This is a genomic window from Mycobacterium sp. TKK-01-0059, from assembly GCF_000709305.1.
GTDB lineage: Bacteria > Actinomycetota > Actinomycetes > Mycobacteriales > Mycobacteriaceae > Mycobacterium > Mycobacterium intracellulare.
Genome location: NZ_KL446993.1, coordinates 3,334,151 through 3,354,614, shown reverse-complemented (window position 1 = coordinate 3,354,614; position 20,464 = coordinate 3,334,151). Strand labels below are relative to the sequence as shown.

Genomic DNA, 20,464 nt, shown 5'->3' with positions numbered 1-20,464 from the left:
TTCAGCCCTCTCCGGTCAGGATGCGGTGATCGTGTAGTTCGTGGTCGGGCGCCTCCGTGCCGAGCGGGTTGGTCACCCCGACGACGACGGTGCGCTGCTCGGCGATCACGCCGAGCCTGTCGGCCGCGATCGTTCGCCGGGAATTGTCGCGAACCTGTTCGAGGTCGCCGACCACCAGGATCGGCCGATTCGACAACAACGCCAGCGTGATGCGCAGCAGAAACAGTTCGAGGTCTGACAGTTCGACGATGTAGGTGTCGCCGGACGGCGGGGCCATCTCGCCGAAGACCTCGGCCAGCTCGGCCGGACCCGATTGAAGCGGCACCGACGAATACCACGGCGCCAGCCACCGCCGTTGCTCGGCGAGCACGGTCTCCACGGTCACCGAATCCTCCAGCTCGTCGATGCCTTCGAAGGCCGCGATCGAGCACTGCCGGCGGATCGCGCGCGGAGTTGTTTCGCCGAGGACGGTGAGCGTGCCGTGGCTCGGCCTGAAACGTCCCGCGAGCGTCAGCAGCAGTGTGGTCTGCCCTGGGCCCCCGGGCATCTGAATCGCGTGAAATCCCGACGTCAGGGTTAGGTCGACCTCCGAAAAGAGCGGCCCGTGCTCACCGTCGACCCCCAATCCGCGGGCGATGATCACCGGCGCCGCGGCGTCCGGCCCGTCATTCGTACCCATGGTGAGGCCCTCCCTGACCGGTGGAAGCCCGAATCGATCCCAGCACCGCGGTGACCAGCTGCGCTAGCAGGTCGGGGTTGATGGTCCCGGGACGCAGGACCTCTTCCATCGCCACGCCGAGGTTGATGGTGACGACGAGCTGGGCGAGGTCGGCGAGCTCTCGATCGGATGCCACGGACGGGCTCGATTTGACGATGTGCACCGCTTGGTGGGCGGCGGCGGCGCGGCGGCGCTCGATGAGGCGCTCGCGCAGCTGGTTGTCGCGCTGGGCGCGCAGCCAGTATTCGACGAACAGCACGTAGAAATCGGAATGGTCGCGAACCGCGTCCAGCCATGACCGGCTCAATTCCCGTGCGGCCGCACCGGTGTCGCCGCCGCTGCTGTCCAGCGCTGTGGCGATCTGCTCGCCGCGGAGCTCGAACTCGCGGTCGAGCAGGGCCAAAAACAGCTCATCTTTGGATTCGAAATTCGAGTAGACCGCGCCCTTGGTGAAACCCGCGGCCTGGCCGATGGCATCGATGGTGGCCCCGGCGAAGCCTTCGGCGGCGAAAACCTTCGCCGCCGCGTCCAGGATGCGGTCGCGAACCTCGCCGCGGGTGGGGCGGGTTCGGTGCGGCTTGACAGGAGACATGGTCAGCAGCATACTCCACGGTATCGAATGGATACTAATGAGTATCGAAAGGATGGCGCTAAGAAAGCTTGGCGAGGGTGTGATCCCAGAGTTCGCGCGCGAGGATCGGATCGTAGGCCGCCCGATTGGCTTTGGCGACTTTGCCTTTCGCGTAGTATTCGCCGACCGCCCAGTCGACGCCGGGCACGCTGGTCGCCAACCAGACCAGCTGATCGGCGCCATCATCCGCGGACTTGATCATTCGGCTGACGGGCGTGCGTTGCATGGTCGTCAAAAACCGCGAGCCGGACGAATGACCGATATTGGTGTTGACGAAACCGGGGTGAACCACTGCCACCGAAAGGCCATCGGCCCGATACCGGCGATCTAATTCCTTGGTGAACAAGATGTTTGCCAACTTCGCCACCGCGTAGGCGGTGCTGGGCCGGCGCCGTGCCGTCGTGTCGAAATCGGCGAGCTTGACTTTGCGCAGCAGCCGCTGTGACGAGCTGGACGTGTTGACGATCGTGGCGCGTGACTCCAGCAGCACGTCCAGCAATTGGGTGGTCAACAGGAACGGCGCCAGGTAGTTGACCTGATAGGTGCGTTCGTAGCCGTCGGGGGTCAGCTCGATCTTGCTGGCCATCCTGCCCGCATTGTTGAGCAACACGTCGATACGCGGGTGTTGCGAACGAATCTTGCCCGCCAGGGCCCGCACCTGCGACAGGTCGGCGTAATCGACGACGAAGTGGTCCGCGTCCAATTCGGCGGCCACCGTGGCGGTCTTGGTTGGGGAGCGGCCCACCACGACGATCTGGTCGCCGGTGCGGTAGAGGCGACGCGCCGCAGCCGCGCCGATGCCGTCGCTGGCACCCGTGATGACAATCGTCCTTGACGTCACCGCGGAAGTGTATCGATCACCGCCGCAGTGAGTAACGAACCGGCAGGTGCTTGAGCCCGCCGACGAAGGTGGTGGCGACCAGCTCCGGATCACCGGTCAGTTCAATGGTTTCCAGGCGTGGCAGCAGCTCGGAGAAGAAGCTGCTGACCTCCATGCGGGCCAGCGCCGCACCCATGCAGAAGTGCACGCCGTAGCCGAAGGCCAGGTGCTTGTTGGGGTCGCGACCGACGTCGAAGCGGAACGGGTCGTCGAAGACTTCCTCGTCGCGGTTGGCCGATACGTAGGACAACAGCACGGATTCGCCTGCGGCGATGGGCACTCCGCGCACCACGGTGTCGCTGGCGGCGGTGCGCATGAACTCCTTGACCGGGGTGACCCAGCGGATCATCTCGTCGGTGGCCAGCGGCATCAGGTCGAGGTTGTCGCGCAGGCGTTGCAGCTGGTCGGGGTTCTCGATGAGCGCCTGCAGGCCGCCGGAGATGGTGGCGCTGGTGGTGTCATGGCCCGCGGTGGCGACGATCAGGTAGTAGGAGACGGTGTCGATGTCCGACAGCGGTTCGCCGTCGACGCGGGCGTTGGCGATCGCCGAGGCGAGATCCTCAGTCGGGTGCTCGCGGCGCGACGCCGTCACGCCGTTGAAGTACTGGAACATGTCGAACAACGCCGGCAGCTGATCCTCGTTGGAGCTGCCGCGCTTGAATTCGGAATCGTCGCTGCCGAACAGTTCCTGGGTCAGCTTGAGCATGCGGGGAAAGTCGGCCTCGGGCAGGCCCAGCAGCGACATGATCACGTAGAGCGGGTAGTTGACCGCGACCTCCTGAACGAAGTCACATTCGGGACCGGCTGCCATCATCTTGTCGACGTAGATCTTGGCCAGTTCGTCGACGCGAACCTTCAAGGCCCGCATCGCCTTCGGGCGAAACCAGTCGGAGCCGATCGCGCGCACCACCCGGTGCTGCGGGTCGTCCATGTGGATCAGCGTGCGCACACCCGCGGCGGCCTGCATCTCGTCGCCTTCGGCGGTCGTGAGCACCGGACGCGGCCAGTTGGTGAAGAGCATGTTCTCACGCTCGATGTCCATGATGTCGGCGTGTTTGGTGATCGCCCAGAACGGCCGGTAATTCGGGACCTCCACCCACGACACCGGGGCGTTGGCGCGCAGGTGCGTCAACGCCGCGTGCAGCCCCTGCTCGTCGGTGTACGCCAACGGGTCCGCCAGCAGGTTGGCGGCCTCGTCCATCGTGGTTGCGCTCACTGGTGAAACTCCTCGATTCGGGGCGCCCCCGCCGGCCGAAGACGGACCTTGAGGCGGGGCGCGTCAGGCATGCGGGTAACTTTACAGTAAGCAATCCAGTATGTGACCCCGCAATCCGTGGGGCGTCGCCACCTGAGATTCGTCGCGCGACGGATCCTCGATGAGGTAGGACATAGGCATGCCGAAAGCCCAGGACTGGGGAGAAACGCTCGACGATCTCGAGCGCCGCCGTCAGCACGCGTTCGAAATGGGCGGGCCGGAGCGGCTCGACAAGCACCGCAACAAGGGCAAGCTCGACGCCCGCGCGCGGATCGAGTACCTCCTCGACCCGGGCACGTTCCGCGAGCTCGGCACCCTGGTCGGTGGTGAGACCGCGGCCGACGGGCTGGTCGTGGGCTCCGGTGAGATCAACGGCTCACCGGTGATGCTGGGCGCCGAGGACTTCACGACCCTGGCCGGCAGCATCGGTCCCGGCGGCAATTCCAAGCGGTACCGCATCGCCGAACTGGCCCTGCGCGACAAGATCCCGCTGGTCATGCTGCTCGAAGGCGCCGGCTTTCGCCCCACCGGCGGGCACTATGGGCGCACGCCGACCGACCTGCTCGCGCAGGCGCAGTGCTCGGGGCGCGTCCCGACCGTCGCCGCCGTCCTCGGCCCCTCGGCCGGGCACGGCGCCCTGGTGGCCCCGGTTTGCGATTTCCGAATCATGAGCCGGCAGGGCGCGATCTTCACCGCCGGTCCCCCCGTCGTCAAAGAGTCGACCGGAGAAGACATTTCGAAGGAGGACCTGGGCGGGCCGGACGTCGCTCTGCCCAGCGGCGTGATCCACAATGTCGCCGAGGACGACGAAGCGGTGCTCGACGACGTCCGCCGCTACCTGTCGTACTTCCCGCCCAGCGCCTGGTCGTACCCGTCGCCGCAACCGACCGGTGCGGCCGCCGACCCGCGGCCGACGCCGGAGCTGCTCGACATCGTCTCCCGGGACAACCGCCGCGTGTACGACATGCGCGCCGTGCTCGACGTGGTCTTCGACAGCGCCGACTGGTTCGAGGTGCAGCCCCAGTTCGGCAGGGCGATGGTCTGCGCGCTCGCCCACCTCGGCGGCCACCCGGTCGCGGTGGTGGCCAATCAGCCCCAGGTGCTCGCGGGCTCCATCGACGCCGACGCCGCGGACAAGGCGGCCCACTTCATCATGGTGGCGGATTCCTTCCACCTGCCGATCGTGTTCCTCGCCGACAATCCGGGCATGCTGCCCGGCAGCCGATCCGAGCGCACCGGCGTGCTGCGTGCCGGTGCGCGGATGTTCGCGGCGCAGACGGCCGCCACCACGTTGAAGCTGCACCTCACGCTGCGTAAGGCGTACGGGTTCGGCTCGATGGTCATGTCGCTGTTGGGTTTCGATCATCAGGTCGCGACCTTCGCCTACCCCGGCGCGACGATGGGCGCCATGAGCGCCGCGGCGCTGAGCCGCGCCTCACACGCCGGCGAAGACCTCTCGGCCAAGCTGCGCAACGCCGAGCTGGAGGCGTCCTATCGATCGGCCGAACACATGGGGTTCGACGAACTCATCGATCCCCGCGAGACGCGCGATGCGTTGCTCGCGTCCTTGAAACGTGGCCTCTCGAGCAGGCAGGCCGCCGCGGAGCCGGTCGCCCGGACCGTGATCCTGCCCTGAATTTTCTGCCGAGCAGACGCAGAATCGCATGAATCAGGTGTCAACAGTGCGATTCTGCGTCTGCTCGCGCTACTTCGCCGCGCAATACGCCGCGACGATCGGCTCGAGCTCGTCGGGCGTGGCGCCGTGCATGATGACCGCGTCGGCGCCGTAGTCGAACTCCTTGCGGATGCGGTCCACGCACTGTTGGGCGGACCCGGTGGCCGAGGGCTCCAGCCATTCGTCGGGAATCAACGTCGCAATGTGCTCGATCTGTTCGGGCGTGCCCTTGTGGTCGATCCCGCCCGCGATCGACGAGACCACCGGGTCTTCCCGGAACCGCTGCAGCACAGCGGGATCCCAGTCATTGGTTCGGACAAGCAGATCGCCGTAGCCCTGCAGGTAGGTGGCCAGCCGCGCGACGGTCTTCTTCAGCCGCAGCTCTTCGGGCAGGTGGTCCCCGACGGTCGCGAAGCACGACCACACCCGCACGCTGTCGGGGTCGCGGCCCGCCTTCTCCGCGGCGGACTTCACGGTTTTGACGCTGCGCTGCAAGGTCTCCGGTGTGAAGTAGGTGTGCAAAATGACGTCGTCGAACACGCGGCCGCCGAGCGCGAGCGTGTTGGGTCCGAAGGCCACCAGGGCCAACCGGATGTCTTCGTTGAAGTCCGGATCGAGAAAAAGGATGGGGTACTTGCCCATCGGGCCGTCGTGGTTGAAGATCAGCTCGCCGTGCCAGAGCCGGCGCATGACTTGGGCCCAATCCTCCATTTGCGCCGTCGTCACCGCCGGGATACCGAAGGCCCCGTAGATCGCTGCTATGCCCCGGCCGACGCCCAGGGTGAACCGGCCGCCGGAGAGACGATGCATGGTGGTCGCCCACGATCCCGTGATGAGCGGGTGGCGGGTGTTGTGATTGGTTGCGGCGGTGGCGATCTGCATGCGAGTGGTCACCGCGCACGCCGCCCCGACTAGAGACGACGCCTCCTTGACGTTCCAGCGCTCGGAGATGAATCCGGTGCCGAAGCCCAGTTCCTCGCCACGGCGGGCCTCGTCCATCAAGGTCGCCGGGCCCTCACCACCCGCGCCGGCCAGCAGATAGAAGCCCAGTTCATCAAGCGTACGGTCACTCAATTCCAAACCCCTTGCTGGTAGCCGCAGTTCCAAACCTCGGTAATTTTGCCATCGACCACGCGGAACACCTCGATGCTGGCGATGTTGGTTTCGGTGCCGTCCTTGGTTTTGATCGTCGAGTCGTAGACGATCGCCACGTGTTCGCCGTCGTCGCCCTCGATGACGACGTTGAGGTCGAAGTGCAACGATTCGGCCGCCTGCCACATGTCCACCACCCGCTGGACCGCTTCGGCGTGGGTCAGCGTGCGGGAGGAACCGACCTCGTGCCGAATGACGGTGTCGCCCAACAACTCCTCGGCCAGCTCGATGTTGCGTTCGTTCCACACGACCAGGTTGTAGAGTTCGACGACGGTGCGCGCCGTCCAGGTGGGCGCCATCAGCCGGGCACCGCGTCGCGCAGGAACCGGTCGGTGATGCGCTGCACGCGCCGGGAGAAGATGTGCCCGACGTGGCTGCCGTCGTACCAGTACAACTGGCCGCCCCACCGTTCCTGCAACGCGTTGGCGGGCTCGCGCATCGCCATCCGGTCGTGCCACGCCCCGACGATCAGCCGGCGTTCCGGCGGCGGCGACGGCGTGACGGCCAGGGGGTCGATCACCGAGGTCAGCTGGGTGACGACGGGAGATTCCAGCAGCTCGCGGAATCCGTCGCGCGAGGGCCCCCAGCGCTGCAGGTGCCGCGCGATCATCGCGTTGAGTCCCAGGATCGGCGTGTACAGGGCCACCGCATCGATCTGTTTTTCCAGATGCGAGACCAGCGCGGCCACGGGGCTGCCCATCGAAATCCCTGCCACCACAACGGCGGTGCCTTGCGCCTGTGCCCAGCGCACCACGGCGCGCACCTCCGAGACGACCCGCATCATTCCCGCGACGTTGCCGAGCGGATCCATGTCGGGGTACGCCGGCCAGTGCCGGCGCCGACACCCGTGACCGGGCTGCACCGGCAGCGCGATGTTGAAACCCAGCTTGCGATGTATCCGGCCGATGCCGGACATCAGCAGGTCTTCGGTGCCGCCCTGGCCGGCGCCGTGCACCCATACCAGCCAGGGGCGGGGGCCGTCGCCGTGCCGGCACACGTGCACCACCGCCCGTGCCGGGCCGCCCAAGCCGTCGGCCTCCAAGCTCGGCGGCAGCGCGGGATCGTGTTCGAAAGTCACCCGTTCGTAGGCCAGGCCGGCGATGCGGTGCCGGCGTATCGAGGCTTCCCGCAACGGTTTCGGGTCGCCATGCGCGCGGTCGATGCCGAGCGGCGAGAGCTCCTCGGCCGCCGCAATGCACGCATCGAGCGGCCGCATCGCCGCGGGGCTCCCACCGAGCAGCGAAAAGCCGCTCAGCACAAGCTCATCGAGCATGACCTCACCGAACTGGCGCGCACCGCGCGGCGACAACGGGGACCAATTAGTGGACTCCTGCAGACCGGCCACGGTGCGCGGCACCAGCATTCCGAGTTCCCGGGCCGCGTCTTTGGCCAGGCTCAGCCCGTTCCATGCCTTCGCCATGTCGCTCACCTTCAACAGCTACGCCAGTTTGAACCCGGTGTATCCGCTTGCCGCGATCTCGTCGCAGCGCCGCCGGTATTCGGGGATTCCGCCGGTATAGCCCATGTACATCCGTTTCTTGCCGGGCACGTTGCCACCGTTGTACCAGGAGTTGCACGACGGATGCACCAGCACCGTCGGCGCAACAAGCGCCGTGGCGTGGTCGATCCACTCCTGCTGAGCGGTGCTCAATGCCTCGATGGTGCGGATGTCGTGGGCGCGCAGATACGCGAGGCAGTCGCCGATCCACTCCACGTGCTGCTCGAGGGCGGCGACGAAGTTCGTCGCGGCGCTCGGGCTGCCGGGGCCCTGAACCGTAAAGAGGTTCGGGAACCCGGCGACCGCCAGACCCAGATACGACAGCGGGCCTTCGGTGGCCCAGAATTCGCCGAGCGAGACGCCGCCGCGGCCGCGGACGTCGATCCGGCTGAGCGCGCCGGTCATGGCGTCGAACCCGGTGGCGTAGACGATGACGTCGAGCTCGTGCAGCCGGTCCTCGGTGCGGACACCGGCGGGCGTGACCTCGCGGATCGGCGACTTGCGCAGGTCGACCAGTGTGACGTTGTCGCGGTTGAAGGTCTCGTAGTAGCCCTGGTCGATGATCGGTCGCTTACACGCGAACGGATGGACCGGCACCAGGGAGGCCGCGGTCTCCGGGTCCTTGACGATCCGCGCCACCGCCTCGCCGTACAGCTTGGCGGCCATCCGGTTGGCTTCGATGTCGAAGAAGATGTCGCCCCAGTTCAATGCGCCCATGACGCCGTGCTCCTCGATGGCGCGCAGTTGTTCTTCGCGCGTCGCCGACTTCAGCGGCGGCCTGCCCAGCATGTCGAGCAGGACGGAGAAGGCGCTCAGCCGGGCCGCGCCGATCGGGTGAGCGCGCTGGGCGGCACGGATCTCGCCATACCGGGCCTTCATGTCGTCAAGCTCGCCCGGCTCGAACCGATGCACCCGCCAGGGCAGGGTGTACGCGGGTGAGCGCTGAAACACCGACAGGTGCAGTGCTTCTCGGGCGACGACGGGGATGAGCTGGACGCCGGTCGAGCCGGTACCGATGACGCCGACGCGCTTGCCGGTCAGGTCAAAGCCTTCGGGCCAGCGGCTGGTGAACAGCGACGTCCCGGCGAACGTGCCCATGCCGGGGATGTCGGGTTCCAGCGGCACCGACAGGATGCCGGAGGCGGCGACGACGAAGGGAACGCGGAAGATTTCGCCGGCTTCGGTGCGCACCGACCACGTCGCGGCTTCGTCGTCGAACGTCATCGCGACGACCTTGGTGCCGAATTGGATGTCACGACGCAGGTCGAGCCGGTCGGCCACGAAGTTCAGGTAGGCCTCGATCTCGGGTTGCGCCGGCATCGACTCGGTCCACACCCACTCCTGCTGAATCTCTTCGGAGAAGCTGTAGGAGTATTCGATGCTCTCGATGTCGCACCGCGCTCCGGGGTATCGGTTGAAAAGCCAGGTGCCGCCCACATTTTCGGCCATCTCCAGCACACGGGTGCGCAGCCCGAGTTCCCGCAGCCGGTGCAGCATGTACAGCCCGGAGAATCCGGCGCCGATGACGAGAACGTCGAACGGGGAATCAGCGTCAGCCATCGTCACCGCCGGTGATCTTCAAGATGGTTCGGGTGAGATGCAGGGTCTTGATCTGCCAACGACCGTCCCGCTTCTCATAGGTCTCGTGGTAGTGCCCGGCCCCGTACAACTCGCGGCCGTCACCGAAGATCAGCAGGTCCTCCATCGCCCAGATGCCGGTCGCGGTGGTGGCCGAGGTGAGCGTGATCTCGGGGGTGTGGCAGTGATGTTTGGTGGCCACGCCCTCGAGGCCGCCCATCACCATCGGTGCGAAGTTCTCGACGCCCTCGATCGGCGGCGCGGTCTGGGGGTCGGCACCCGCGGTGGACACCGCCATGTCAAGGGTGACCACGACGTCGGCGGCGAACACTCCGCGCCAGGACTTGAGGTCTTTGGTGTCCAGGAATCGGCAGTAGCGCGCCTTCAGTTGCCGGATGGCTTCCAGCTCGTCAGCCGCTGTCGTCATGTCACTCCCTTGCCGCGCGCGGGCCGGACTGCTGAAATCTATACTGTAATGGATTTAGTATCAACGATCGCGGGAGGCGCCGACGTGAAAGTTCCCTTCACCTGGAAGGTCACGGGCTGGTTCATGGTCGGCTGGTCCCCGGAGTTTCCTGCCGGCGAGGTCCGACCGCTGCACTATTTCGGCGAGGATCTGGTGGCCTACCGGGATGAGTCCGGCGAGCTGCATGTCCTGGAAGCGCACTGCAAGCACCTCGGTGCCCACATCGGCCACGGCGGCAAGGTGGTCGGCGACTGCGTGGAGTGCCCCTTCCACGGCTGGCGCTGGGGCCCCGACGGCTGCAACAAATACATCCCCTATCAGCCGGACCGACCCAACCGCGCGCTACACCTGAAGGTGTATCCCGTCCGCGAGCAATACGACTGCGTGTTCATCTGGCACCACCCGGACGGCAAGGAACCGCAATGGGAAATGCCGGACATCTTCAGAAAGTTCCCCCAATTCGAGACCGATCCGGCGGCCTACTACCGGGCATATCCGGAGTTTTCCCGTCGCGCGGAGCGCGAGCCGGTGCACCCGCAGATCGTGGCCGAGAACGCCCCCGACAGCGCCCATTTCGAGTACGTGCACCACGCCACGGTGACACCCCGAGTCCTCGACTGGAAGATCGTCGACCACGAGTGGCAGTTCATCGCCGGCTGGCCTGATGCGAACAGCGACGACCCCGAGGACCTCGCGTTGCGGTTCCACAGCCACCTGTTCGGCCTCGGCGGGGCCATCAGCGTTTTCGAGGGCGCGCAGAATCACCGGCTGATCTTCACGTGCACACCGGTCGACGATGAGTGTTCGGACCTGTTCTACTCGATCTGGTGGCCGCGGATCCCCGGCGATGACTCCCCCGTGCCGGAGGGCAAACTCCGGGAGGTCATCGAGAAGCAGTTCTTGTCCACCGTGTTCGACGACCTGCAGATCTGGCGCTACCAAAAGTACGTAGAGCGTCCGCCGCTGTCCAAAGTCGACGCGAAAGGCTATATGGCACTGCGGAAGTGGGCGACGCAGTTCTATGACGTCGCGCCGGTGGGCGCCCCCGCATGACGGACCCGCTGGCCGGACTGGCCGCACCCGAGCACACCGCAATCGTCACCCAGGAGTGCCAGGGCGCGGTGATGGGTCCTAATGCCGGACTGGCCATGCTCGCCGAGGAGGCTCGCCGCGAGGCGCTGCCCAACATCGCGCGCCTGCTGCCCGCGGCCCGGGCGGCCGGGGTGCGCGTTGTGCATTGCCTGGTGCAACGGCGGCCCGACGGGCTCGGCTCCAATCACAACGCGAAGATCTTCGCGATGGGCGGCGGCAACCGAGTGGACATCACGCCCGGCACGCCGGGTGCGAGTTGCTGCCCGAATTAGGGCCGGAGCCTTCGGATTTGGTGTTGCGCCGCTGGCACGGCGTGGGCCCGATGGGCGGCACCGATCTGGACGCGGTGTTACGCAATCTCGGCGTGTCGACCATTGTCGTGGTGGGCGTTTCGCTCAACATCGCGATTCCCAACCTCGTCATGGATGCGGTCAACGCCGCCTACCGGGTGGTCCTGCCCCGCGACGCCGTGGCCGGCGTCCCCGCCGACTATGGTGCAGCGATGATCGCCAACACGCTGTCGCTGCTGGCCACCGTCACCAGCACCGGCGATCTGCTGCAGGCCTGGGACAAGGGAGCCCGATGACCGATACCGCGCCGGAAGTTCGCGGCGGGTTCCCCGACGTCAAGCCCGTCGAGGACGCTCCCGCCGAGCTGGGCCCGTTCGTCGCCGCGCTGCGCCGCCTGCAGGACCTGACCGTGTCCACCAAGCCGGACCCCGCGCTGTGGGCCGCCGCGACCGCGCACCTGGAAAACGCCTGCGCGCTGCTGGACGGCCACCAGGTCCCGGAGATCGAGGCGGTGGCCGGCCGGGTGCTGACCCTGCCCGGGTTGGCCCATCCCCTCCTGCCGCCCTGGATGGTGACCGAGTCCGGCCCCGACGTTGTGAGGATGGCCGGGCATTTCACCGCCTCGCACATCGGCGGGAACCGGGCCGTGCACGGCGGCATGATCCCGCTGTTCTACGACTGGTTGTTCGGCATGGTGGTGTCCACAGCGGATATCCGGCCGACGCGCACGGCCTACCTGCACGTCGACTACCGGAATATCACCCCGATCGACCAGCCGCTGAGCGCTCAGGGGCGCATCACCAAAGCCGAGGGCAGGAAAGTTTTCATTGACGCTACTATGACAGACGCCGACGGCACGTTGCTCAGCGAAGCCAACGGCCTGATGGTTCGCCTGCTACCCCACCAGCCGTGAGAGGCATGATGTCCGACACCACAACAACATTCACGGTGCCTGCCGTCGCGAAGGCCGTCGCGGCGGCCATCCCCGACCGCGAACTCATCATCCATGGGGATCGCCGGTACACCTACGCGCAGGTGATCGACCGCTCCAACCGGCTGGCCGCCTACCTGCACTCGCAGGGGCTGGGGTGTCACACCGAGCGCGACGCGCTGGCGGGCCACGAGGTGGGCCAAGACCTGCTCGGCCTCTACGCCTACAACGGGAACGAATTCGTCGAGGCGCTGCTGGGCAGCTTCCAGGCGCGGGTCGCCCCGTTCAACGTCAACTTCCGCTATGTGAAAAGCGAGCTGCAGTATCTGCTGGCGGACTCGGGGGCCACCGCGCTGCTCTACCACGCCGCGTTCGCACCGCGCGTCGTCGAGATCCTCCCCGACCTGCCACAGCTACGCGTGCTGGTCCAGATCGCCGACGACTCGGGCAACGACTTGCTCGACGGCGCAATCGATTACGAGGCCGCCCTGGCATCCGTGTCCCCGGAACCGCCGCCGGTGCAGCACTCCGCCGACGACCTGTACGTCCTGTACACCGGGGGCACGACCGGCATGCCGAAGGGCGTGCTATGGCGCCAGCACGACATCTTCATGACGTCCTTCGGCGGGCGCAACCTCATGACCGGAGAGCCGTCGCAGTCCATCGACGAGATCGTGGAGCGCGCGGCCGCGGGGCCGGGCACCAAGCTGATGATCCTGCCGCCACTGATCCACGGTGCGGCCCAGTGGAGCGTGATGACCGCGATCACCACGGGCCAATCCGTCGTCTTCCCCACGGTCGTCGATCATTTGGACGCCGACGACGTGGTCCGCACCATCGAGCGGGAAAAGGTCGCGGTGGTGACGGTGGTCGGTGACGCGATGGCCCGCCCCCTGGTCGCCGCCATCGAGAAGGGGATCGCCGACGTGTCGTCGCTGGCGGTCGTCGCCAACGGCGGCGCCCTGCTGACCCCGTACGTCAAGCAGCGCTTGATCGAAGTGCTGCCGAACGCCGTCGTCGTCGACGGCGTCGGCTCGTCGGAGACCGGGGCGCAGATGCATCACATGTCGACCTCAGGGGCGGTCGCGACCGGCACGTTCAACGCCGGGCCGGACACGTTCGTGGCCGCCGAGGATCTGACGGCAATCCTGGAACCCGGGCACGAGGGGATGGGCTGGCTGGCCCAACGCGGGTATGTTCCGCTCGGCTACAAGGGCGATGCGGCCAAGACCGCCAAGACTTTTCCGGTGATCGACGGCGTTCGCTACGCCGTCCCCGGTGATCGCGCGCGCCACGGCGCCGACGGCTCCGTCGAACTGCTCGGCCGCGACTCGGTGACCATCAACTCCGGCGGCGAGAAGATCTTCGTCGAGGAGGTCGAAACGGCCATCGCGTCGCATCCCGCCGTGGCCGACGTGGTGGTCGCCGGGCGGCCGAGCGAACGGTGGGGGCAGGAGGTTGTCGCGGTCGTGGCGCTGGCCCAGGGCGCCCGCGCCGAGGCCGACGAGCTGGTGGCCCACGCCTCAAACACTTTGGCGCGCTACAAACTGCCCAAGGCGATCGTGTTCCGTCCGGTCATCGAGCGCAGCCCGTCGGGCAAGGCCGACTATCGGTGGGCGCGTGAGCAGGCGGTGAGTGGCTGAGCGATGTCATTGCTGCAGAAGGACGAGACGCTGACGGCATCGACCGAGGTGCGAGCCTCCGCGGAACAGGTGTACGCCGTCGTCTCCGACGTCACGCGGATCCCGGAGTGGAGCCCGGAGACCGTGCGTGCCCAGTGGCTGGCTCCGGACCGTTTTCGGGCCTGGAACCGAAGGCGGCTGGGGCGGTGGCGGACCGAAGCGGTCGTCGCCGAAGCCGCACCGGGACAACGGTTCTCGTTCGTCGTTCAGGCCATGGGCGGGGACTGGACGCAGTGGACATATCTCATCGAACCCGGCTCCACCGCCGGCACATCGCGCCTCACCGAAGTCGTCCGGATGTGTGTCCCATTGCCATGGGCTGCAGTGGCGTTCGAGCGCCTCTTCTTGTTCATCCGGGATCGACGTAAAGATCTTCAAGCGAACCTCGAACTTTCGGTGGACCGGATCCGCACGATTGTCGAGGCAGGGAATCCATGAACTATCACGGGCGTATCGCTGTCGTCACGGGCGCCGGCTCCGGCATCGGCCGCGCACTGACGCAGGCTCTCACTCGCGGCGGGGCGCATGTCGCGGCCGCCGACATCGACGAAAAGGGCGTCAGCGAGACGCAAGCAGCGTGCCCACCCGGCCAGGTCACGCCGTACCGGGTCGACGTGGCGGACCGGGACGCGGTGCTGGGCTTCGCCGAAGACGTGCACCGGCAACTCGGGCCCGCCTCGATGTTGTTCAACAACGCCGGAGTCGACCTGTTCGCCAGCGTGGCGGACATGTCGTGGAAAGATTTCGACTGGCTCATCGGCATCAACATCGGTGGGGTCGTCAACGGCACCAAGGCCTTCCTGCCGCAACTCGTCGAGGCCGGTTCCGCCCAGCACCCGTCGCGGTTGGTGAACCTGTCCAGTGCCTTCGGATTGATCGCGGTGCCCTACCAAGGCGCCTACAGCACCGCGAAGTTCGCGGTGCGCGGTTTCACCGAGGCGCTGCGCCAAGAGATGATCATCGAACGTCACCCGGTGACCGTCCACTGCGTGCACCCCGGGGTGGTCAAAACCAACTTCGGGGCCAACATGCGCGCCGCCGAGACGGAGGACCCGGACCAGGCGGCCAAACTCTTTGCGCGCGCGGCAATCACCTCCCCCGAGAAGGCCGCCCGCCTCATTCTGCGTGGGGCCGAGAAGAACCGGGCGAGGATCCTCATCGGCCCCGACGGGCGCGTGATGGCGGCGATGCCCCGGCTGCTAGGCGCGCACTACGCCGCGGTGCAGGCCTATGCCGCGAGGGTGACGAATTCGCGTTCGGGGCGCGCCGGCGGCTGACTACGGCAATACCCGCACCGGGACGTTGTTCCAGCCCGCGACGTTTTGCATGTTGACACGACGGCAGCCCGCCCAGTCCACCTCATAGCGGGGCATGTGATCGAGCAGCTTCTGCAGTGCGACAGAGCTTTCCATGCGTGCCAGCGCCGCCCCGAGGCAGCTGTGGATCCCGTACCCGAATCCGAGGTTCTGCGCCTCGCTGCGGTCACGCTCGATGTCGAAGACCTCTGGCTTCGTCCACGCGTCGGGATCACGGTTGGCCGAACCCAGCAGCAAAAACACCGGCTTGCCGGCGGGGATGGTGACGCCGTGCAGGGTGACGTCTTCGCGCGAGCAGCGCACGTTGTACTGGTTCGGGGATTCGTAGCGCAGCACCTCTTCGACGGCCGCGGGGACCTTGCTGCGGTCGTCGAGCAGTTTCTGCCATTGCTCGGGATGGCGCGCAAACAGCACCACCGCGTTGGCCACCAGCTTGGTCACCGTCTCGGCGCCGGCCCCACCCAATAGCACGGCGAACTGGGCGATTTCGATGTTGTCCAAGGCCGTGAGCTCACCGTTCTCGCGCTCGACGCGGGCCGCCACCAGGGCGCTGATCATGTCGTTGCGCGGGGCGGCCCTGCGCTCCTTCACCAACTGGTAGTAGGCGATCGCCATCTGCGTGGCGGCCTGCACGCCGGCCTCCGACATCTCGACCTCGCCCGGCTCGCGGTGCAGGAACGTGTCGAGCCACAGCCGGATCTGCTGGCGGTCCTCTTCCGGCACCCCGAGCATCGTCGTGATGACCTCGACGGGGAACAACGCCGAGAAATCCTGAACGACATCGAATCCCGCGGGGTCGGTGGCGTCGAGATAGCGGTCGACCAGTCCGGTCACCAGCGGGCGCATCGCTTCGATCGCGCGCGGCGTGAACACCTTGTTGACCAGGCCGCGCATGTGCCGGTGCTCGGGCGGGTCCATCATGATGATCGACTTGTGCCCCATCGGTTCCTCGGAGCGCACCGCCGCGAGGTCCACGCCGCGCGCTGAGGAGTACGTCTCGAAGTTCTTGTACGCCGCGGCGACGTCCACGTGGCGGCTCAGCGCGTAGAAGTCGTACCGTTCGCTGTAGTAGACCGGGGCTTCCTCACGCATCCGTCGGTAGGTTTCGTACGGCCCGTTGAAGAAGTCCTCCGAGAACGGGTCGAATTCCAGTTCGGCGACGGTCATTTCGCAACTTTCCTGATTCGGCGGTGCGTGCGGGCCCGCGCGATTCGCAGGGCGGTGTTGGCGTAGAACCGCAACGAACTGCCGAACGGCGGCGCCGCGGTTCCGGTGATGCTGAACGGCAGGTCATTGCCGACCACGGTGCGGTAGTGGCTGAAGGTGTCGAACCCGGCCTTGCCGTGATAGGCGCCCATCCCGCTGCGCCCCACTCCCCCGAACGGCGCCGCGGATGGGATCATCTGCGCCGCAAAGTCGTTGCGGGCGACGCCGCCGCTGCGGGTGTTGCGGACGAAGCTGCGGAAATTCTCGTCGTCGGGACCGTACCAGTACGCCACCAGCGGCGCCGGCCGCCCGTTGATGTAGTCGATCGCCTCGTTCAGACGGGAGTAGCCCATGACGGCCAGCACCGGGCCGAAGACCTCTTCGTCGGCGATCCGCATCCGGTCGTCGATGTCGCGGACAATGGTGGGCGCAATTTTGCGGCTGGCGCGGTCGGGCAGCGACTCGCCCTCCGGGCCAATCGTTTCCACGCGGGCGCCGTGTGCCCGCGCGTCGTCGATCAGTCGTACCACCCGGTCGAAATTGGCCTGGTTGACGCTGGAGCAATAGTCGGCGTTGGCGATCACCGTCGGGAACATCCCGCGCAAGGTTTCGCGGGCGGTGTCGACGAAGCTGTCGAGGTGGTCGTCGGGCACCATGACGTAATCGGGGCAGACGCATACCTGTCCGCCGTTGACCATCCGGGCCCGCGCGATGCGCGCCGCCGATCGCGCAATGTCGGCGCCCGGCGCAACCACCACCGGGTTCTTGCCGCCCAGTTCCAGGGTCACCGGAACGAGGTTCTGGGCGGCCGCGCGTTGGACCAGCGCACCCACCGACGGCGAGCCGGTGAAGAACAGGTGATCGAACGACAACTCCGCGAAGGCGGCCGCGACGTCGGCACCACCGGTGACCACGTCGAGCTCGGCCGGGTCGAAGTACTTGGGCGCGGTCGCCGCCATCAGATCCGCGGTGTGCGCGGTGATCTCCGACATCTTGATCATCACCCGGTTGCCGGCCGCGAACGCCGCCGACGCGGGCAGCACCACAAGGTTGACCGGGAAATTCCACGGACCGATCACGCCGACGACGCCGAGCGGGGTGGGCTGGACTTCGGCCCGCAGGCCACACAGCCGCGCGGCTGGCATCAGTTTGGCCGGCCGCATCCATTGCGCCACATGGGATCTGGTGTGTTCGACCACCGAGGTGATCCCGATGATCTCTGTGAACAACGAGGCCGCCTTGGACCGGGTGCCGTAGTCGGCGGCCATCGCATCGATGAACGCGTCGCTGTTGTCCAGCAGCAGCGCCATCAGCCGATCGATGCGGTTACGCCGGACCGCGGCGGTGGGCGGCCCCTCGGCCACAAAGGAGCGCCGCTGCCGGTCCAGCATCGCCCGTAAATCGGCTTGCCGCCGCCCCGCCGGACCGTCAACCTGTTGGCCAACTGAACCCATGGCTGCACAGCTTACGGCAGCCGTAGCCGCGTCGATATAGTCTACTGTAATCTTTACAGTACGACCGTGTACCCGAGCCGGAGAGCAGCCGTGGAAAGTCAGCTTCAGGATGCCGTCACCGGCGACAAGCCGGGCGACTACCTGCGCGACCCGTACCCCTACTTCGCGCGGAAGCGCAGCGAGGGCGGGGTTTTCCACGGCACCGTCATGGACTACTCCAAGACCCCCGAGTCGCTGCGACCCAAGCGGTCCTTCGCGGCGGTGTCCTTCGACGCGGTGAACAAGGCGTTTCGCGACGGCCGGGTGTTCAGTTCGGCGATGTACGACACCACCATCGGCCTGTTCATGGGGCCGACCATCCTGGCGATGGAGGGCAAAAAACACCGCGACCACCGCAACCTGGTGTCCGCGGCGTTCAAGTCCAAGGCCCTGGCCCGCTGGGAGCCCACCGTCGTGCGGCCGATCTGCGACGCCCTCATCGACGAGTTCATCGACTCCGGCCGCGCCGATCTGGTCCGCCAATTCACCTTCGAGTTTCCCACCCGGGTCATCGCCACCCTGTTGGGTCTGCCGGCAGACGACCTGCCCATGTTCCACCGGCGCGCGGTCGAACTGATCAGCTACGCCGTCAAATACGAACGCGCCTTCGAGGCGTCGGCGGCGTTGAAGGACTACTTCCTCGAGCAGATCGAAGCGCGCAAGGCCGAGCCGACCGAGGACATCATCGGCGACCTGGTCACCGCGGAGATCGACGGCGAAAAGCTCAGCGACGAAGCCATCTACTCGTTCCTGCGCCTGCTGCTGCCCGCCGGGCTGGAAACGACCTATCGGTCCTCGGGCAACCTGCTGTTCCTGTTGCTCACCCACCCCGAGCAGCTCGCCGCGGTGCAGGCCGATCGCACCCTGATCGCACCGGCGATCGAGGAGGGCCTGCGCTTCGAGACGCCGTTGACCACGGTGCAGCGGTTCACCTCCGAAGACACCGAACTGGTAGGGGTCACGATCCCGGCCCGATCGGTGGTCGACCTGTGCATCGGCTCGGCGAATCGCGACGGACACCGCTGGGAGCGCCCGGAAGAATTCGACATCTTCCGTGCGCACGTGCCGCACATCTCGTTCGCCGCCGGGGAGCACACCTGCTTGGGTCTGCACCTCGCCCGCATGGAGACCCGGGTCGCGCTCGAATGCCTGCTGGATCGGGTGACCAACATCAACCTGCTCACCGATGACGATCCGCATATCCACGGTCAGCCGTTCCGTTCGCCGACCGCGCTTCCGGTTACGTTCGACGCGAAGTAGGGTCCCGGGAATGGTCAAGGTAATGCAGGGCTTTCGGGTCCTCGAGGTTGCGCAGTTCACGTTCGTCCCCGCCGCCGGCGCGATCCTCGCCGACTGGGGTGCCGACGTCATCAAGGTCGAGCATCCGGCGCGCGGCGATACTCAGCGTGGCTTCGTCAACATGGGTGGCTTCCAGCTCAATCCCGACCGGCATCCGCTGATAGAGCATCCCAATCGGGGCAAGCGCAGCGTCGGGATCGATGTCTCCACGCCAGGCGGTCAGGAAGTGATCTACGAACTGGCCAAGTCCGCCGATGTGTTCCTGACCAACTACATGCCCGCGCAGCGGCAGAAGCACAAGTTCGACGTGGAACACATCCGCGCGGTGAACCCGAACATCGTGTATGCGCGCGGCTCGGCCTACGGCGACAAGGGCGCCGAGCGTGACGTCGGGGGCTATGACGGGACGGCGTTCTGGACGCGCAGCGGGGTGGGGTACGCGCTGACCCCCGAGGAGCTGGGCGGCGCACTGGGACAGGGCATTCCCGCGTTCGGGGACTCCATTGGAGGCATGTTCATCGCCGGCGGCATCTCGGCCGCGCTGCTACACCGCGAGCGGACCGGCGAAGCGCTCGAGCTGGACGTGTCGTTGCTGAGCACGGCGTGGTGGGCGGCGGGCGCGAGCGTGACGCAGGGCATGGAAACCGGCGAGGTCATGCGCACCCCGATGCCCGGATCCGCGGCCGCATCGGTGAATCCCTTCCTGGGCAACTACTTAACCTCCGATGGTGGCACGATCAACCTGTGCATCGTCAGCCCGACGGGCTACATTCGCGACACCTTCGAGCACCTCGGCATCCCCGAGGCGGCCGACGATCCCCGTTTCTGCGACGTGCTGCCGTTGATCCAAAACGCCGACGCTGCCGCCGAGCTGATCGCAAAGGCCTTCGCCGGCAAGCCCTTCGACTACTGGCGACAGCACCTGAAAACGATGAAAGGCCAGTGGGCGCCGTTCCAGAGCCTCCTCGATCTGGCCGACGACGAGCAAGCCATCGCCAACGACATGATCGTCGAAGTCGAGTCCAACGACCGCGGTGCACCGTTCAAGGTCGTCCGCGGGCCGGTGCAGTTCAACCACGAACCGCTCGTTACCACCCGGGCCCCGCAAGCATCCGAGCACACCGAAATCGTCCTGATGGAACTCGGGATGGACTGGGACCGCATCGCCGAACTCAAAGATTCAGGAGCCATCGCATGAATGAGGAGCAGTGGCGCGCATGAATCGCGCCGACGACGATGCAGAACGAAGTGATGAGGAGGAGTGGCGCGCATGAATCGCGCCGACGACGATGCAGAACGAAG

19 protein-coding genes and 1 pseudogene are annotated in these 20,464 nt (G+C 66.7%); 9 read left to right on the top strand and 11 right to left on the bottom strand.

Features of this window, described 5'->3' with window-relative positions; genetic code table 11:
• Nucleotide 1: 1 nt before the first annotated feature.
• Genes K883_RS16130 through K883_RS16115 form a run of 4 tightly spaced genes read right to left on the bottom strand, consistent with a single transcriptional unit; the run spans nucleotide 2 to nucleotide 3,430 of the window.
• A complete protein-coding gene (locus K883_RS16130) occupies nucleotides 2-679 on the bottom strand; it encodes a P-loop NTPase family protein (RefSeq protein WP_020822053.1) in 678 nt (225 codons plus the stop codon).
• A complete protein-coding gene (locus tag K883_RS16125; protein ID WP_020822052.1) occupies nucleotides 666-1,322 on the bottom strand; it encodes a TetR/AcrR family transcriptional regulator in 657 nt (218 codons plus the stop codon). Before K883_RS16125 ends, K883_RS16130 begins: the two co-directional genes overlap by 14 nt.
• A gap of 46 nt (nucleotides 1,323-1,368) precedes the next feature.
• The gene (locus tag K883_RS16120) at nucleotides 1,369-2,190 is read right to left on the bottom strand and encodes an SDR family NAD(P)-dependent oxidoreductase (protein WP_020822051.1); all 822 of its coding nucleotides are present in this window, start codon (nucleotides 2,188-2,190) and stop codon (nucleotides 1,369-1,371) included.
• A 16-nt stretch (nucleotides 2,191-2,206) separates the two neighbouring features.
• Nucleotides 2,207-3,430 (bottom strand): cytochrome P450, encoded by a 1,224-nt coding sequence (locus K883_RS16115; protein WP_020822050.1) that lies wholly within the window; start codon nucleotides 3,428-3,430, stop codon nucleotides 2,207-2,209.
• A gap of 193 nt (nucleotides 3,431-3,623) precedes the next feature.
• On the opposite strand from K883_RS16115, the gene K883_RS16110 reads away from it, so the two are divergent.
• Nucleotides 3,624-5,120, top strand: a complete 1,497-nt coding sequence (locus K883_RS16110) for an acyl-CoA carboxylase subunit beta (protein WP_020822049.1) — start codon at nucleotides 3,624-3,626, stop codon at nucleotides 5,118-5,120.
• Between the two features lie 69 nt (nucleotides 5,121-5,189).
• Here K883_RS16110 and K883_RS16105 read toward each other — a convergent pair whose 3' ends face one another.
• The 5 genes from K883_RS16105 to K883_RS16085 are packed head-to-tail and all read right to left on the bottom strand — an operon-like array spanning nucleotide 5,190 to nucleotide 9,814.
• Nucleotides 5,190-6,233: a TIGR03857 family LLM class F420-dependent oxidoreductase gene (locus K883_RS16105; RefSeq protein WP_036454970.1), complete on the bottom strand. Its 1,044-nt coding sequence runs from the start codon at nucleotides 6,231-6,233 to the stop codon at nucleotides 5,190-5,192.
• Nucleotides 6,230-6,610 (bottom strand): nuclear transport factor 2 family protein, encoded by a 381-nt coding sequence (locus tag K883_RS16100; protein ID WP_008254988.1) that lies wholly within the window; start codon nucleotides 6,608-6,610, stop codon nucleotides 6,230-6,232. The genes K883_RS16105 and K883_RS16100 overlap by 4 nt, the downstream gene beginning before the upstream one ends.
• A complete protein-coding gene (locus K883_RS16095) occupies nucleotides 6,610-7,731 on the bottom strand; it encodes a PHB depolymerase family esterase (protein ID WP_036454967.1) in 1,122 nt (373 codons plus the stop codon). The genes K883_RS16100 and K883_RS16095 overlap by 1 nt, the downstream gene beginning before the upstream one ends.
• An 18-nt stretch (nucleotides 7,732-7,749) precedes the next feature.
• Entirely contained in the window at nucleotides 7,750-9,369 is a 1,620-nt protein-coding gene (locus K883_RS16090; protein WP_020822046.1) for a flavin-containing monooxygenase, read from the bottom strand.
• Nucleotides 9,362-9,814, bottom strand: coding sequence for a nuclear transport factor 2 family protein (locus K883_RS16085; protein WP_036454965.1), 453 nt, complete (start codon nucleotides 9,812-9,814; stop codon nucleotides 9,362-9,364). Before K883_RS16085 ends, K883_RS16090 begins: the two co-directional genes overlap by 8 nt.
• Nucleotides 9,815-9,898: 84 nt before the next feature.
• Here K883_RS16085 and K883_RS16080 point away from each other — a divergent pair, with 84 nt between their 5' ends.
• From K883_RS16080 to K883_RS16055, 6 genes and pseudogenes are all read left to right on the top strand, one after another.
• Nucleotides 9,899-10,906, top strand: coding sequence for a Rieske 2Fe-2S domain-containing protein (locus K883_RS16080; protein ID WP_036454963.1), 1,008 nt, complete (start codon nucleotides 9,899-9,901; stop codon nucleotides 10,904-10,906).
• A pseudogene (locus K883_RS16075) lies at nucleotides 10,903-11,531 on the top strand (cysteine hydrolase). Before K883_RS16080 ends, K883_RS16075 begins: the two are co-directional and overlap by 4 nt.
• The gene (locus K883_RS16070; RefSeq protein WP_036454959.1) at nucleotides 11,528-12,148 is read left to right on the top strand and encodes a PaaI family thioesterase; all 621 of its coding nucleotides are present in this window, start codon (nucleotides 11,528-11,530) and stop codon (nucleotides 12,146-12,148) included. The pseudogene K883_RS16075 and the gene K883_RS16070 overlap by 4 nt, the downstream one beginning before the upstream one ends.
• An 8-nt stretch (nucleotides 12,149-12,156) precedes the next feature.
• On the top strand, nucleotides 12,157-13,809 hold the full coding sequence (locus K883_RS16065; protein ID WP_036455560.1) for an acyl-CoA synthetase: 1,653 nt from the start codon (nucleotides 12,157-12,159) through the stop codon (nucleotides 13,807-13,809).
• Nucleotides 13,810-13,812: 3 nt separating this feature from the next.
• On the top strand, nucleotides 13,813-14,286 hold the full coding sequence (locus tag K883_RS16060) for an SRPBCC family protein (RefSeq protein WP_008254977.1): 474 nt from the start codon (nucleotides 13,813-13,815) through the stop codon (nucleotides 14,284-14,286).
• Nucleotides 14,283-15,125 (top strand): SDR family NAD(P)-dependent oxidoreductase, encoded by an 843-nt coding sequence (locus K883_RS16055; protein ID WP_036454955.1) that lies wholly within the window; start codon nucleotides 14,283-14,285, stop codon nucleotides 15,123-15,125. Before K883_RS16060 ends, K883_RS16055 begins: the two co-directional genes overlap by 4 nt.
• Here the strand turns inward: K883_RS16055 and K883_RS16050 are convergent, their stop codons facing one another.
• The gene (locus K883_RS16050; protein ID WP_036454952.1) at nucleotides 15,126-16,331 is read right to left on the bottom strand and encodes a cytochrome P450; all 1,206 of its coding nucleotides are present in this window, start codon (nucleotides 16,329-16,331) and stop codon (nucleotides 15,126-15,128) included.
• The gene (locus K883_RS16045) at nucleotides 16,328-17,824 is read right to left on the bottom strand and encodes an aldehyde dehydrogenase family protein (protein ID WP_081914373.1); all 1,497 of its coding nucleotides are present in this window, start codon (nucleotides 17,822-17,824) and stop codon (nucleotides 16,328-16,330) included. The genes K883_RS16050 and K883_RS16045 overlap by 4 nt, the downstream gene beginning before the upstream one ends.
• A gap of 90 nt (nucleotides 17,825-17,914) precedes the next feature.
• On the opposite strand from K883_RS16045, the gene K883_RS16040 reads away from it, so the two are divergent.
• Together K883_RS16040 and K883_RS16035 are read left to right on the top strand one after the other, a co-directional pair.
• Complete coding sequence (locus K883_RS16040; RefSeq protein ID WP_036454948.1) at nucleotides 17,915-19,123, top strand: cytochrome P450; 1,209 nt, start codon at nucleotides 17,915-17,917, stop codon at nucleotides 19,121-19,123.
• 22 nt (nucleotides 19,124-19,145) lie between these two features.
• Nucleotides 19,146-20,360, top strand: coding sequence for a CaiB/BaiF CoA transferase family protein (locus K883_RS16035; protein WP_036455558.1), 1,215 nt, complete (start codon nucleotides 19,146-19,148; stop codon nucleotides 20,358-20,360).
• The last annotated feature ends 104 nt before the right edge of the window (nucleotides 20,361-20,464 follow it).